Source organism: Methanosarcinales archaeon, assembly GCA_014859725.1.
Taxonomy (GTDB): domain Archaea; phylum Halobacteriota; class Methanosarcinia; order Methanosarcinales; family Methanocomedenaceae; genus Kmv04.
This window is the reverse complement of sequence record JACUTQ010000039.1, coordinates 1-16086: the sequence shown is the minus strand read 5'-3', so window position 1 is coordinate 16086 and position 16086 is coordinate 1. Positions and strand designations below refer to the sequence as shown.

15 protein-coding genes are annotated in these 16086 nt (G+C 43.3%); 8 read left to right on the top strand and 7 right to left on the bottom strand.

Going from position 1 to position 16086, the window contains the following annotated elements:
* Positions 1–165 precede the first annotated feature (165 nt).
* From IBX40_05065 to IBX40_05055, 3 genes are all read left to right on the top strand, one after another.
* Positions 166–591, top strand: a complete 426-nt coding sequence (locus IBX40_05065; GenBank protein ID MBE0523689.1) for a group 1 truncated hemoglobin — start codon at positions 166–168, stop codon at positions 589–591.
* 110 nt (positions 592–701) lie between these two features.
* Complete coding sequence (locus tag IBX40_05060) at positions 702–1583, top strand: DUF3267 domain-containing protein (GenBank protein MBE0523688.1); 882 nt, start codon at positions 702–704, stop codon at positions 1581–1583.
* A gap of 571 nt (positions 1584–2154) precedes the next feature.
* Entirely contained in the window at positions 2155–3045 is an 891-nt protein-coding gene (locus IBX40_05055) for a dienelactone hydrolase family protein (protein ID MBE0523687.1), read from the top strand.
* Between the two features lie 216 nt (positions 3046–3261).
* Here IBX40_05055 and IBX40_05050 read toward each other — a convergent pair whose 3' ends face one another.
* The 5 genes from IBX40_05050 to IBX40_05030 all read right to left on the bottom strand — a co-directional run bounded on the left by IBX40_05050 (position 3262) and on the right by IBX40_05030 (position 8962).
* Positions 3262–5493, bottom strand: coding sequence for an FAD-dependent oxidoreductase (locus IBX40_05050; protein ID MBE0523686.1), 2232 nt, complete (start codon positions 5491–5493; stop codon positions 3262–3264).
* 2 nt (positions 5494–5495) lie between these two features.
* Positions 5496–6380: a CoB--CoM heterodisulfide reductase subunit B gene (gene hdrB, locus IBX40_05045; GenBank protein ID MBE0523685.1), complete on the bottom strand. Its 885-nt coding sequence runs from the start codon at positions 6378–6380 to the stop codon at positions 5496–5498.
* Positions 6377–6871 carry a CoB--CoM heterodisulfide reductase subunit C gene (hdrC, locus tag IBX40_05040; GenBank protein ID MBE0523684.1) on the bottom strand — a complete coding sequence of 165 codons (495 nt, stop codon included), beginning with the start codon at positions 6869–6871 and terminating at the stop codon, positions 6377–6379. Before hdrC ends, hdrB begins: the two co-directional genes overlap by 4 nt.
* Before the next feature lie 471 nt (positions 6872–7342).
* On the bottom strand, positions 7343–7591 hold the full coding sequence (locus IBX40_05035; GenBank protein ID MBE0523683.1) for a 4Fe-4S binding protein: 249 nt from the start codon (positions 7589–7591) through the stop codon (positions 7343–7345).
* A 402-nt stretch (positions 7592–7993) separates the two neighbouring features.
* On the bottom strand, positions 7994–8962 hold the full coding sequence (locus IBX40_05030) for an inorganic phosphate transporter (protein ID MBE0523682.1): 969 nt from the start codon (positions 8960–8962) through the stop codon (positions 7994–7996).
* Between the two features lie 192 nt (positions 8963–9154).
* On the opposite strand from IBX40_05030, the gene IBX40_05025 reads away from it, so the two are divergent.
* The 5 genes from IBX40_05025 (at position 9155) to sat (ending at position 13526) form a co-directional block, all read left to right on the top strand.
* Positions 9155–10009, top strand: a complete 855-nt coding sequence (locus tag IBX40_05025) for a 4Fe-4S binding protein (protein MBE0523681.1) — start codon at positions 9155–9157, stop codon at positions 10007–10009.
* Between the two features lie 96 nt (positions 10010–10105).
* Positions 10106–10255: a sulfurtransferase TusA family protein gene (locus IBX40_05020; GenBank protein ID MBE0523680.1), complete on the top strand. Its 150-nt coding sequence runs from the start codon at positions 10106–10108 to the stop codon at positions 10253–10255.
* Positions 10256–10972 carry a phosphoadenylyl-sulfate reductase gene (locus IBX40_05015; protein ID MBE0523679.1) on the top strand — a complete coding sequence of 239 codons (717 nt, stop codon included), beginning with the start codon at positions 10256–10258 and terminating at the stop codon, positions 10970–10972.
* A 123-nt stretch (positions 10973–11095) separates the two neighbouring features.
* Positions 11096–12301 (top strand): amidohydrolase, encoded by a 1206-nt coding sequence (locus tag IBX40_05010; protein ID MBE0523678.1) that lies wholly within the window; start codon positions 11096–11098, stop codon positions 12299–12301.
* Between the two features lie 67 nt (positions 12302–12368).
* A complete protein-coding gene (gene sat, locus IBX40_05005) occupies positions 12369–13526 on the top strand; it encodes a sulfate adenylyltransferase (protein ID MBE0523677.1) in 1158 nt (385 codons plus the stop codon).
* Between the two features lie 308 nt (positions 13527–13834).
* On the opposite strand, the gene IBX40_05000 is transcribed toward sat, so the two are convergent.
* Entirely contained in the window at positions 13835–15640 is a 1806-nt protein-coding gene (locus tag IBX40_05000; protein ID MBE0523676.1) for a YgiQ family radical SAM protein, read from the bottom strand.
* Entirely contained in the window at positions 15637–15801 is a 165-nt protein-coding gene (locus tag IBX40_04995; GenBank protein ID MBE0523675.1) for a hypothetical protein, read from the bottom strand. Before IBX40_04995 ends, IBX40_05000 begins: the two co-directional genes overlap by 4 nt.
* Between the last annotated feature and the right edge of the window lie 285 nt (positions 15802–16086).

Sequence of the window (16086 nt, the reverse complement as noted above, 5' to 3'; positions counted from 1 at the left end):
CTTGATCTGCTTCGCCCGGTCTTATGGTGTGGGGGGTGGCAGGCGCTTTTCGATTGAATCAGTGGTAATCGAAAAGCGCCTGCTAAAACAAGCGCATCTCATAAAGGAAAATTATATGCCCTGGCATATTGTTATTAAAATATTGAAAGGATAAGGAGGATTATAATGCAAAATGATCTATATGAAGGGCTTGGAGGATATGATGCAATTGCAGCAGTGGTCGAGGATTTCATGGGGCGTATGTTCAGCGATAAACAGGTTGGACGATTCTATGTGGGTCATGGTACGAATTCGAAAAAGAGATTGCACCAATTAATAGTCGAAATGTTGTGTCAAGTTACTGGTGGACCAACAAAATACATAGGTAGGGATATGAGAACTGCTCATGTTGGTCTTGGCATAACGGAAAGTGACTGGCAAGTTGGTGTGAATAATCTAACCGCCACACTCAATAAATTTAACGTGCCTCAACAAGAAACAGACGATGTGCTCGCTATTGGGTCAGGTTTGAAATCAGTTATTGTCGAGACGGAACAGTTAACAGAATCGTTCTTTGTATCAAATTCTCTGAATAAGTCAGGATCATTGTAGAATTGGCTGAAAAGAGATGGGATTTTTCTCGGCTCTTCTGCCTCCCCTTTGTCTTCACTTTGGTCGGGTGCCCGTCCTGATCTGACTTCGACTGCTCTTGTGGTAGTAACATGAAAGAACAACAATCATTCAACCATGAAGAATTTAAAGAACTTGGAAAATTGGAAATGTCAAAAGAAGTTGTACTTACACTAAATGGTATGGGGATATTAGCATTTTTTGCGTTTGGATTTTTTTTCACGTCACTGTATACAGTATTGATCGGGAACACTGTCTTTAATTTCACGAGCGGCACAATTCTTATTTCATTAGCTCTCTTCATCGGTACAATTGTACTGCACGAACTCATACATGGCGCATTTATGTCAAAATATGGTGGCAAGCCGAGTTATGGTGCCGGTATTGCACATTTCATTCTTCCATATTTCTACGCCACCTCAAAAACCATTTTTTCACGCAACCAGTTCATAGTGATCGCTATTACGCCGTTGGTTATGATCTCCCTGGTCGTAATCGGAATCATGGCTGCTTTCCCATCGATTGCGCACTGGATGTTCATACCTTTTGTAATAAATGCTTCAGGAGCAGTGGGAGATGTGTGGATGATACGGAACGTACTGAGATATCCAAAACATATATTGTTGGAAGATCGAAAAACCGGGATGATAATTTATGGCAAAGAAACTGATAAACCATTGAATATCTCTACAACAGGATTTGTTTCAAGATTTTCTAAAGTATTCATACTCTGTTTCTTTGCGGTGGGATGTCTAATGGGTATAGCGCCAATACCTCTGAATATTTTAGGAGTGGAATCTTTGACAATTGGACCCACGAATAGTATTTTCACAATTTTTGAATATCATAGCATAGGGGAGGGTTTTGGCTTCAATTTATACCCCTTGTCAATATTAGCCATAAGCATGATTGTCGGTTTGGTTTACGCGATTATCAAGACAGGTAAGCCGAGAAATGATGCTATGACAGGATAGCGATATCGGATATTTGATCATAAAAAAACGTGTCCCCCTGCCTGAAAGATTAAAATCGACTGCTCATAAAGGTGTCGCCGCTTCGCTGGACACCATTATGGCAGTTATTCTTTCCAGTAGTATTGAGGCAGGGCGAGACTGAAGCAGATATACCGAAATGATTACATTACCCACTCAATTTTAAGAGAGTCAAAAAAAATAAGTAACAAAAGAACCCAAATACGGATGAGAGGTTATCACAAATGGGAAACGAAAAAACATTCTGGATTTTCGGGATTCTCCAGAGTATTTCATTAGGAACAATAATTTTTCTGGTTTTCAGATCATTGAATATGATCAGTTGAAGTAATCGGATTAGATACTCAAATTTTGTTGAATATTGTATTTCCGGCATTTCTATTGATCGTTGAATACTTAATTTATTCAAAGGAATAAGGTAATAGCTGCCCGATAGGGCAGCAATGTTCTCGTCTTCACAAAGTTCCTCTCGATCTGATCCACCTGCTCCTGTGGTTTGGTGGCTGGCAAACTTATAAATGGGATGATCAATTATTGAATTATTGGGGTACTTATGAATAAGAATTTCACATATTTTATTGGCATATTTTTCATTTTATTGTCATTGCTATTTTCCGGTTGTGCCGGAGAAAAAGAACTCGTTCCGGCAGAAACACCAATACCTGAACTAATGGCAGCAACTGGGCATGAACAGGCAGGAGAACCGGATATGAGCTATAGGGGGCTTGCAGATGTATTTGACACATGGTCAGATTTTGAGATCTCAACAAGTACAGTCCGGATGGATCAAGATGGTGCTTTTGTTTCAGGTTTCCTGGCACAACCGGTCACCGAGGGGAATTATCCCGGTATTGTGATAATACATGAGTGGTGGGGATTAAATGATCAGGTTAAAAGCATGGCTGACATCCTGGCCCGGGAAGGATATGTGGTACTGGCTGTGGACCTTTTTGAAGGAAATGTGGCCACCACCATTGAAGGGGCACAGGCTAACCTGAGGGAAAATCCGAATAATGAAACACTTCCACGTATGCAGGCAGCCATGCAATATCTTCAGGACCTGCCCAACGTAGACCGGGATAGGATTGCCTCACTGGGTTGGTGTTACGGGGGTGGTCAATCATTCCAGTTGAGTATCAATGAAGACCTCAAAGCGGTAGTGATATACTACGGCCGCATCTCAACCGATGAGGCTGATCTTGCTGAATTGCAGGAACCGGTGCTTGGGATATTCGGAGCTGAGGATGCAAGTATTCCGGTGGAAGATGTCCGGGAGTTTGAGAGAATCCTTAAAGAACAGGGGACAAGTGCTGATATCTATGTCTATGAAGGAGCAGGTCATGCTTTCGCAAATCCCACAAACACCCAGGCTTTCCGGGAAGAGCAGGCCATTGATGCCTGGAACAAGACCCTTGATTTCCTGAGGCTTAACCTGAACAGATGATTTACTAAGAAATTGTCAGTAATTATCTCTAATAAGCCCGGGTGGGTGTTGCATGTGGGGGACAACGCTTGGAATATAATTCCAACGTTATTTAATTACCACAGCCCCCATTCATTCTTCAGCTGGCACTATCGGTCCACAATACTTTTTAGAATATTTTCTATCCATTATTACCGATATCTCGTCATCTTTTATAAATTTTAGATTCGAACAATTTCATTCCTTCACTTGCTCGGCAAACACGTTAAACAGATTCCCCATCTTCTCATACTGCGCAGTTTCCACATGGGAATACCTTATCGGCTTCTTGTGTACCCTGGTCTCCTTCTTGAGCATCCCGTACAGAGCTTTCGATCGCTCAACCAACCTCTCATCAGTGGTCCCCTCAACAAGCATCACCCCACCTGCACCCTCCTTAAAGGCAAAATTCACAATATCTTCATCCAGAATATGTATGGAAGGCACCTGCACGAACCGTATCTTTGAAGAATATTTATTGCGGTTCACTCCTGCAAGATCTGCCGCCGCATAGGCCGCAAGGTCAATAAATACTACAATCCCAGGACCTGCTTCCAGCATACCTTTTATCTGGGATTTAAGCTGATCCCTGGTATAATTCTGTATATCAATGGCTTTTTCAGGACACATGGCAGCACATATACCGCATCCCGTGCATGCCAGCGCTTCCAATATCGGTCTGTCTGTGCCGTACAGCGCATCGTATGGGCACTCCTCAACACATATGCCGCACTCGTTGCACATATCATTGATCACCGGTTTCTCGGGAGAGATGCTGATCTTCCCCTTGCCCAGGAACTGATGGGTTTTATGGGCGGCACTTATGCCGTCGGTAACTGAATCATGAATGTCTTTCGGACCTATCGAGCAGCCTGCCATATACACCGCCTGGTTTAAGGAACTCACGGGATCGATCTTCACATGTTTCTCTTCAATGAACCCGTCATCTCCGATAGCGATATTCAACTTCCTGGCCAGTTCCCGGGAACCTTCAGCCGCCTCCAGGGACGGGCACAGCACTACCATATCGAATTCATCCTCTTCCTTGGTGTTCAGCAGTGTATCCTCATACCGCACTCTCAGGCCGCCGTCAACAGGTGTGATCTGGGCGATCCGGCCCCTAATAAATTCCACGCCATCCTGCTGGGTGCTGTAATAAAATTCCTCGAACCGCCGTCCTGCAGCCCGCATATCAATATAGAATATCGTCGCTTCAGCGTCCTTGTTCATCTTCTTCACAAGATGCGCCTGCTTCATAGAATACAGGCAGCATACCCGGCTACAGTGCTTGTTGTACTTCTCAAAATCCCGGCTGCCCACACACAGCACAAAGGCCACCTTATCTGGCATGGTACCATCCGATTTTTGCAGCCGCATTCCAGTGTTGCTCCTGGCAGAGAGCATCTCCTCGAACTCTTTTGCAGTGATGATATCAGGGTGGTCGGTATTGTATTCCTCTATACGTGAAATGTCGAATAGCTTAAAACCGGTAGCTATCACCACAGAACCTGCGTTCACTTCAACTTTTTCAGTCTCAATTTCCAGGTCAATAGCGTCCAACGGACACTCTTTAAGGCATCGTTTGCATTGTATGCATTTCTCCATATCGATAATGTAAGCCTGGGGAATAGCCTGGGCAAAGGGTAGACTAATAGCATCTTCAGGACATTTAGCGGCACACCTGCCGCATGAAGTGCATGTTTCCACATCTACATACCTTGGATTTCGTTCCAATGTGATTGTATAGTCACCTGAACTCCCTTCCACGTTTTCCACTTCGGTCTGGGTATACATAGTGATATTGGGATGATTGTGTATGGCGACCATCTTAGGGGTCAGCGTACACTGGGAGCAATCATAAGTAGGAAATGTCTTGGACAGCCCGATCATGTGGCCTCCGATAAATGGTTCCTTCTCAACCAGTACAACTTCGTGATCATCTGCCAGCTCCAGAGCCGCTGTGATACCTGCAATACCGCCGCCGACCACCACAACCCTGTCCACAAGCTTCTTTTCAATAGGTTCCATGGGTTCCAGTGCTGCCATCCTGGAAACAGCACCTTTGATCAACCCCGCAGCTTTCTGGGTAGCTTCTTCAGGTTCATCAGGATGTACCCATGAATCCTGCTCCCGCAGATTTGTGATCTCCAGCATCTGGGGATTAATACCAGCCTTTTGTGCCATAGCTCTGAAGGTCTCTAAATGAAGTTTAGGGGAACATGATCCGATAACTACACGGTTCACTTTTCCCTCCTTAATATCCTGTTCAATGGAACCCTGACCAGCACTGCTGCAAAGGTAGTCCTGGAGATTGACCGACTCAACATCGTCCATATCCTTTACAGCCTCAACAACTGCTTCAACATCAACCACATCAGAGATATTGCCTCCGCATCTGCACAGGTACACACCGATCTTATTATCAGTCATTACTAACCACCCAGTTTATCCATGAATTCTTCTTTTTTAATGAAATTAAGGTCCAAACCCACTGATTCTGGTGAATGTCCCATAGCGATAGCCAGTAATTGCGAGTAGTGCAGCACTGGGATGTTGTATTCATGTCCGAACTTATCTTTGATTTCAACCTGCCCGAAATCTAACTGTAAATGGCAGAACGGACAGGCATTAATAATACAGTCCACTCCGGCCTGGGCCATATGCAATAGTTTTGCATTGCTCATCTCAAGCGACTTATCCAATAATGCTGAACGGACTCCCCCGCCTGCACCGCAGCATGCCATCTTATCCTCATATTCCACGCTCTTAGCCCCTGTAGCCTCAAGCAGTTCATCAAAGAACACTGGGTTCTCTACAGTACCCAGGTCCCGTTCCCTGGAAGGCTTGATCAGGTGACATCCATAATGAAGTGCAGCTTTAATATCAAGGGGATGGGTGACAGCCTCTTTGATCTTCCCGACCCCTATGTCCTTGTAAAAGAACTCGATGATATGCCTGACATCAGATGTACCGCTGTATTCCATATTTACTTCTGCCAGGTTCTTGTTGATCTTTTTCACCAGGCTATGATCATTTTTTAATTCATGGTTGGCATCAGACAATGAGCCAAAACACCCATTGCAGATGGTCAATACATCCCTGTTCATCTGCTCTGACAGCACAATATTCCTGGCAGCCAGGGTAAGCCATGTAACTTTATCAAAGGACCTGAACACCCCGGGTGCAGGACAGCAGGATGCACCTTTGAGGTCTGCCCAATCCACACCCAGTTCATCCAGCACGATCTTGGTAGCTTTTTCGATTCCGGGATACCGGTTCGGTATAATACATCCCAGGAACAATGAAACTGGTTTCATTCCTGCTCACCCGCTTCTTCGATCAGTTTATCAAAACCAGTCGCTTTTATCAATTTCTTCACATGGTCCAGAGCTTGAGGATATTTATGAACTGTTTCCGGCAATTCATCCATTCCCAGCGCTTTTCTATTCGCTCTATTCGCATCATTTATCGGGACAGCATGACCCTTGTCCATGACAAGCTCGGCCACTTTTCGGTGTGCAGGAAGCATGACTCCAAGATGCACTGATTCTGCCCGTAATGTTAATATGCCGTCCACGATCTTTATACCCCTTGGGCAGCGCTCCTGGCACTGATAACAGGTAGTACACATCCACAAGTCATCGTCATGATATACATCCTTGTTACGTCTGGCCGACAGTACGATCCTCCTGGTGTTCAGGCTGGTATACCGGCCTGATGGACAGCTTCCGGTACAGGTACCACATTGCATACATGTTAAAAAACTAAAACCTTCATCTTCAAGCAAATTGGCAGGTTCTTTTGTCATCTGGTCCACTTTTCCATTTTAAAATCTATATTCTAAAATAATGGTTATATTATTCTTTTTTAACATAAACTTTTATATGGTTGTGCATTAATCGTAAAACAATAGAATTAGGAATCAAATTGAACCAAAAAAAAAATAGATATGAGCCCGGGGAAGACCTTTGTCTTTTCCAAGTGTCTTGAAGGCACAGAAGTTCTACCTTCTGCTTAATTTTCAACATCTGGTCTTTATAACTTGCCAATCTTTATTTTGCAGTGGTTATAAACCCCGGTTTACTCTCTATATCTATATATATCATCATTATTAGATATAGATTGTGGTTGGTACTAAAAAAATTTAAAAAAAAATATTTTGAAATTGAATATTATAGTCAATAACTAAATATTTATTACAAATCATATGACCACTTTGCGTACTTTGTAATACATCGCAAAGGCCGTAAAGAATTAGTTCAAGATGTTTAGAATTCAACTATAATACTTCAATGTTTTTATTGGTTACAATAATCGCATTGACAGGACACGCCCCCACACATTTCATACAAAAGAGACATGAATCAGGGTCTTTTGCGAAATATATCCATGCATCATTTTGTCTGGATCGCCTTTCCCATACCCTTGGACCTTTTGGGCATAATTTTTTACATAGACCACACCCAGTGCATGAATTTTCCACCAATATTTCAATTACCATTATGATACCTATTCCATGGTTTGCCATAAAAAACATATTAAACTGATATAATAATCTTCCACTCAGGGATATAAATCCAAATAATCTTTCCGGACAAATATAAAATATTGTTAGAACCTCGCTATCAGATATAATGGCTGGTTTGCATAATCGAGAACAGCATCCCAGAGTAGTATATGTGACTTTTCAGCAAATATCCTTGCCCATCTCAAGTGAGTATACCGAGGTGCATTTTCAAGATTTCAATGTATCAATACCGTATCTGCTTTTTAGTTCCTTGAAATCTTGTGATATGACAAAATATTGTATAATCAAGCCTTCATTTTTCTGATTTGAAGTTCAAATTGGTATTTTTGATGGGGGAATGGAACAAAAGTGTTAGTTACTGAAGATCATGTAGTCGATTTTGTTTTGTTTTTTGATTTTCACTTATCCAAAGACCATCAGGGCAAAAAATGTTAATGTACCTGCCAAAATTGGTGATACAAACCACATGACGATGATGCGCCTGACCGTTTCATTCTTTGTAGCGATCAAGCCCTGATTGGCACATCCTATCCCTATGATGGAAGCTGTGACAATCTCGCCTAACGAAACAGGAATTCCCATTATAGAGGCGGTATGCACAAGTATGGCTGCCACAAATTCCACAAACACTGCCCTTACCACGCAGAGTTCTGTAATCCCTTTCCCCACGGTCTCCAGTACCCTGGATCCCAGAACCATAGCTCCCAAACCTATTGAAAGACCACCTAACACAGCTCCTGTACCTGTAGTCATAACTCCTGCACCTACCAGGGGCCCAACTGCATTAGCAGCATTGTTAGCACCTGCCGAATAAGCTACATAGCAGCCCGATATGGTTAGCATGATATTGATGATCTGCCTTATCTGGACTTCGGATTCGTGGTCTACCAACCACATGAGTATAATTGGATGAAGGTATTTGCCAGTAATATAAGCGAGGATAAAGGCTAACAATGGAGTTATCACCCACCAGGCAGCGATGGTGATAAGCACATCTGTATTCAGGATACCAACATACAATCCTACACCACCCACTGCGCCAACCGCTGCCTGGCTGGTTGAGATCGGAACTCTGATCATGTTTGCAAAAAACATACTCAGACCCGCAGCTGCTATAGCTATTATTGCAGCATTTGCAGTGATGGAATCACCTGGTACAATCCCATGGCCCAGGGTCTTTATAACCTCTCCACCACTGAATATCGCACCTAACAGCGAAAAAAATGCAATCAATATCACAGCCTGACGTTTGGTCCTGGCCCTGGCACCGTATGCAGCACCCATTGAAGCAGCAGCATTGTTCCCACCTATATTGATCCCCATAAAAATGGCAACTGCGAATGCTGCTATTGTTAATACAGTCAAAGACATCTTAGGGTACCTTACATTATTTTATTGTTCATAAATTATTGATCGGTCTTTACTTAATATCAGTCCATTAGATAATACATTTCATATAAAGCAGTGAAGAATAGGGCTAATATTACCGATTAATAAAAAAGAAAGCAACATTTACCACATCAAGCATATATATTTAATCACGGTACGTGAAATATAAGAACTATGTCTGAAAAACAAATAGATTACGATTCCCTAACAACCGGCGGATTCATGCGCCAGCGCCAGAAAGACCTGTTTGCTTTTCGCCTGCGAGTAGTAGGGGGCCGAATAGAAGCTGACCAGCTCAGGGCCCTGGCCGATGCAGCCGAAAAATATGGGGACGGCCATATACATCTAACTACCAGACAGGGAATTGAGATCCCTTTTGTTCATCTGGATAATGTTCAGAATATCAGAAATAATCTCGAAAAAGTAAATCTTCATAAAGGTACATGCGGTCCCCGCGTAAGAGGTCTTGTGGCTTGCCAGGGCGATACCTTATGTCCCAGGGGGCTTGTGAATCCCCAGGATATTGCCCGGAAGCTTGACGAAAAATACTTCGCAATGGGAGTCCCACATAAATTCAAGATCAGCATTGCCGGATGCCCTGCCTCTTGTGCAAAACCCCAGGAAAATGATTTTGGCATCATGGGTGGAGTGGACCCGAAATGGCTGGAAGACCTTTGTATAGGTTGCGGCCTGTGCCAGGAGATCTGCCGCAAGGATGCCATTGTAGTAGAAGACGGGTTTGTGACCTTTGAGAGGGAAAAGTGCGACTTTTGTGGTGACTGTATATCATCATGCCCTACAGATGCATGGGTTATCGACAGGACAGGATTTACCCTATTAATCGGCGGTAAGGTCGGAAGATTCCCCCAATTGGGTGTCAATTTTGCAGAGCTGGTAAATGAAACTGAGCTGTTTGAGATACTGGATAAGACGATTGAATTCTATAATGAAAATGCCCGGAAAGGCGAGCGAGTGGGCGATACATTAAATCGAGTAGGTCTGGAAACATTCAAAAAAGCAGTATTATGAAAGAAATCAAAGAAACACTTAATATACAAAATCCATCAATATCTGTGGTGAGGTCTGCCTAATGAACATGGTCAGGACTAAGTTTGGGCTAAGGGAATGGCTGCCGGAGAGATCCTTGAAGTAATACTGGATGAAGGAGAAACTGTAAAAAATGTCTCGCGCAGTACAAAAGAAGAAGGCCATCATATCATTGGAGTAAAACGATTTGATGGATTTGTCAAGATGCTCATACAAAAAGGTGAATAAATGACTGATATAGAACAACTTGCAAAAGAAATGGAGAATAGCACTCCCCAGGAGAGACTTAAATACGCTTTGGACAATTACGGACCAAATATTGCGGTTTCATTCAGTGGTGCTGAAGATGTAGTTCTGGTTGATATGGCGAAAAAGATCAGGGATGATATTAGGGTGTTCAGCCTGGATACGGGCCGTCTCCATCCGGAAACCTATAAATTCATTGAAAAGGTCCGGGAACACTATAACATCCCTGTAGAGATATTCTTTGCCAACAGGGATGATACTGAAAAACTTGTTAGGGAAAAAGGATTGTTCTCTTTCTACAGGGACGGCCACAAGGAATGCTGCCAGGTGCGTAAAGTTGATCCACTGAAAAGGGCACTGTTGCAACTGGATGCCTGGATAACCGGACAGCGAAAGGACCAGAGTCCCAATACCAGGACATACATACCTGTAATCCAACAGGATGAGTTTTTCGGAACACCTGAACATCCCCTGGTTAAGTTCAATCCTATTGCCAACTGGACATCACAACAGGTCTGGGACTATATCAGGGACAATAACGTGCCCTATAATAAACTGCATGAACAGGGCTATATCAGTATCGGATGCGAACCCTGTACAAAAACTGTGAATCCCGGGCAGCATGAACGGGAAGGTCGCTGGTGGTGGGAAGAAGCTACCAAAAAAGAATGCGGTTTGCATGCAGGTAATGTGGAATAATTTCCAAATGCCAGTCTTTTTCATGAGTCACCGACCTCGGACGGGAACTGGAAATACTCGAACTCAAGGAAAAACAAATAGCATTTGGTGGCAATTATAAAGAGAAAATATAACACAATTAATATGTTATACCATTCGGATGAAAAACGGTTAGAGGACTGGATCATAGAAAAACGCAGAGAATTTCACAGGATACCTGAACTGAGTTTTCACGAATTTAAAACCGGGGGAAAGATAATGGAAATCCTGCATGAGATCGGTCTTGAGGGAAAACCTATTGCAAACACCGGGATTGTTGCAACAATACAGGGAAAGGATACTGGAAGAACCATAGCCATAAGAGCAGACATGGATGGCCTTAAAGTAACCGAAGAACCCACTCCTCTAAACAGGGAATACATCTCACAACATCACGGCTTTATGCATTCCTGTGGACATGACGGCCATATGGCTATAGTACTAGGTGCTGCAAAGCTTCTTATGCAAAATCGTGAATCTTTATCGGGTACTATCAGATTAATATTCCAGCCAGGGGAAGAACAGCCTCCGGGAGGCGCATTGGCTGTAATTGAAGACGGAGGGCTAGATGGAGTAGATGCAATAGTGGGAACTCATATTTTCAGCATTGTCGAATCAGGTGAAATAAAGTTCAAACCAGGCCCCATGCTGGCAGCGTCCACTGTCATTACTATAAAGATCATTGGAAAAGGAGGACATTACGTAAGGCCAGATATCTGTATAGACCCGATTTTCATTGCTTCCCAATTCATTTCATGCATTCATACTGAAATTCGGAAAAGATTGTTAGATGAGCAATTTATTTTAGGGATCGGTAAAATTCAAGGTGGATCACAATCCAACTGGACACCTGACAGAGTGGAAATTTCAGGAAGTTTTCGAACCTTTGATCACGATGATACAAAACTCATTGAAGAGATACTAAAACAGACCCTTGATAATTTAATGGTCTCTTACTCAAAACAAGAAATTCCAGGACTTCCCAGATATGAACTGGATATTTTACATGGATATCCTGTCCTTGTCAATGAACCGGTATTTTCAAACCGAGCATTTACTGTTCTGAAGAAAAACTTCCCTGTTGTGAATAATGAGATGGACCCTCATTTCGGATCAGAAGATTTTGCTTATTATCTGGAAAAAATACCTGGAGTCTTTATCCTTCTGGGGACAGCGAACATTGAAAAAGGAATCACAGAAGGGAACCATTCCAGCAAATTTGATATTGATGAGGATATTTTAATAACAGGCGCCAAAATGCTTACCACTATAGTACTGGATTTCTTGAATAATCCTGACGAATACATCTGATTATCAATAGGTTAAGTTAATTTATATTAGCTACAGAATTGATGGAAAGTATTTCAGGAGATAGGACATGAATATTACACAGATTAAGCCACACGGTGGAAAATTAATCCGCAGGATCCTGGATCATGACACTAGAGGAATGTACCTGGGACAGGTCCCGGACATGACAAAAATCAGCATCAGTCTGGACAGGGCCAAAGAGATCGAGAATATCGCCAGCGGAGTTTTCAGTCCCCTGGAAGGTTTCCTGGTGCAGGAAGATTATAATAATGTACTTCAGAATAAAAGATTAACCAGCGGTTTACCCTGGACCATTCCCATCATCCAGGATATTTCAGATGAAGATGCTAAAAAGATTACAACTGGTGACGAAGTAGTACTGGATTATGAGGGTACCCCGGTTGCCATATTAGATGTGGAAGAGATATTCGAATTTGACAAGAAAACCCATTCTGTCAATGTGTTCGGTACTGATGATCCGAAACACCCCGGAGTTGCATTGACCAATAAGATGAATGATCTGTTGGTAGGGGGTAACATTGATCTTCTAAACGAGATAGATACCCCATATAAGAAATATGCATTAAAACCTGAACAAACAAGAGCCCTGTTCAGGGAAAAGGGATGGAAAACAGTCGTCGGGTTCCAGACCCGCAATGTCCCCCACATGGGTCATGAATATGTACAAAAAAGTGCCCTTACTTTTACTGACGGGCTGTTCATCAATCCTGTGATCGGAAAGAAAAAGAGCGGGGATTTCAGGGACGACGTGATCCTGGACTCATACAATGCCCTGCTGGATAATTATTTCCCCCACGATAGGGTCACAATGTCCATATTCCAGACCGAGATGCGATACGCAGGACCCAGGGAGGCCATATTCCATGCCATTGTGCGCAAGAATTTCGGCTGCACCCATTTCATTGTGGGTCGGGACCATGCTGGTGTAGGCGATTACTACTACCCCTTTGCAGCCCATGAGATTTTTGATGAATTCGATGACCTGGACATCCAGCCCATGTTCTTCCGCTCGTTCTTCTACTGCAACAAGTGCGCCAGTATAGCCAATGATAAGATCTGTTCACATTCAGGTGATGATATTGTCAATTTCAGCGGGACCAAGATGAGGGATTTGCTGCAGAGCGGGAAGGTACCACCTCCTGATCTGATGAGGGTTGAAGTGGCTGAGTCCATTTTAAAATATGAGAATCCTTTTGTGGAATAGATAATTATTCCACGTTTACTTTTTTTTATTAATTGTCCTGTTTAATGTCGTTCCTTTCCAATGTTTCGTGCGACTTTTTTGAATTTCTTAATTTTCTCAATATCTTGATACCAAAAATCATAATATGTTCTTGCAGTAAAAATGATAAATAGCCAAACCAAAATGACACCCAACAAAATTAAGGTATCAAGAAGGGAAAAATAGTTGCAAGTGTAATAGAAACGTGTTGCTTACCAAGCATAATGGATAATGTTTATTTAAACTTATTAATGTTTTGTAATTACTTAGATCACAAATTCAGTCACATTCTACAGTCTTCCCTTCCTCCTCACCAGACACACCCACTCATTCCCGATCAAATCCTCCCGCTCTGCCATCTTCAGTCCCTCGTACACCAGTCTGTGATTCTTCTCATCCCTGTACTGCATCAGAGCACGCTGTACCCTCTTCTCCCGCCCTTTTGCCACATGCACTTTCTCCTTAGTGAAAGGATCGATCCCGGTATAATACATACACGTAGAAACTGTCATTGGCGTAGGTGTGAAATCCTGCACCTGCTCGGTGTATAGGTCATTGTCTCTGATATACTCTGCAAGTTCCACCATATCCTCAACTGTGCATCCTGGATGGCCGGACATGAAATAGGGTATCATGTGTTGTTTCCCACCCAGTTCCTTATTAATTGTATCGAATTTCCTATTGAATTCCTCGAACACTTCCTTTGAAGGTTTGTGCATCATATCTGTCACTCGCCTTGTAATGTGCTCGGGTGCCACTTTGAGCTGTCCGCTAATGTGATGTTCACAGAGTTGTGGAAGATAGCGGGAAGAATCAGCCATTACCAGATCGTACCGTATTCCTGAACCAATGAACACCTTTCTGATACCAGGTATATCACGCAGGCGGCGCAGGAGTTCAACTTGCTGTTCATGATTGATATCAAGGCTCTTGCATAATGGATATGTGCATATCATATCAGCACATGCCCCCTCAACCTTCCACCTTGCGCAGCTCATCCCATACATATTGGCAGTAGGCCCACCCACATCCTGCACGATCCCCTTGAAATCAGGCATCTGAGTCATTTTGGTCACCTCGCGCACCATAGATGCTATACTCCGGCTCTGTACCATACGTCCCTGATGGTGGGTCAGTGCGCAAAAAGAACAGGATGCAAAACATCCCCGATGGCTGGTTATGGAAAACTTAACAGGGATTAGAGCAGGTATTGGTTTTTGATATTCAGGATGCGCTTCCCTGGAAAATGGCAGTTCATACACATGATCCAATTCCTCAGCACTTATAGGCATTGCAGGCTTATTCTGGATAATGACTGTTTTGGGATGCGGCTGTACAACGGTCCTGCCCCTGACAGGATCCTGTTGAAGATAATGGAGTTTGAAAGCCTCCGTATACTTCCGGCTGTCCCGGGATACTTCTGAAAAGCCTGGTATCTCCACAAAATCCTCACGCGAAACCTGGGCCCACTTCTTAACCTCCATTTTAATAGCTGTGCCTGGAATATCAGTGAGGTCTGTAATATCTTCACCATTTTTCAGGCGGTCAGCGATCTCAACCACCTGCTGCTCTCCCATCCCGAACACCAGGAGGTCTGCAGGCGCATCGGCCAGGATGGACCGGCGCACGGAATCTGACCAGTAATCATAATGAGCGAACCGCCTCAGACTGGCTTCTATACCTCCCAGCACGATAGGGGTTTGGGGATAAATGGAATGGAGTTTGTCAGAATAGACAATGGATGCACGATTCGGCCTTAATCCTGTCTCTCCTGCCGGTGAATATACATCATCGTGACGTTTTTTCAGGTTGGCCGTATAATGGTTCACCATGGAATCCACATTTCCTGCAGTTACACTAAAAAAAAGCCCTGGCTTACCAAGTTTCTTAAAATCGATATCGCTCTTCCAGTCAGGCTGTGCTATTATTCCCACCGTGTACCCCGCATCCCACAGCACCCTGCTTATTATGGCAGTGCCAAACGAGGGGTGGTCTATATAAGCATCCCCGGTCACCAGGATGATATCAAATTCCTGAAATCCCAGGGTTTGTGCTTCCTGGAGGGACATTGGGATGAAATGGGGTTGGGGTTTCATGATGATCGTGCAGATTCGTAACTTTTCCTGATAAAGGGTTCGATGATATCAATGCCCTTTGTGACCAACATCTTTTTCGTAGTGGTCTCCGGCCAATCGAGAAGGGTTTTCTCAATGGCCAGCCTGATATTCCCCATGTGCTCTTCTGAGTAGTATTTCATAGGTACACCCTGCTCGTTATATCATTTTCTTCATTTATTTATATATCAAATATTAAGAACCTTTGTACTATTTCCCTTACAGAACCTCTACCTGGGACTCGAGCCTATCCAGCCGGGTATCTCACCTACGATCTTGAGCATATCGTCCGGCAACTGTATCGCCACCTTTTTCGTCCAGGTCAATTTTTTCCACGGTATCAAGTCTTTCCTTTAAAACCTGAATGTCTTTCCTGGAAGATATTAAATGTTATTTCTTAGGGAAAAAAAGCATGGATCATTTAACAT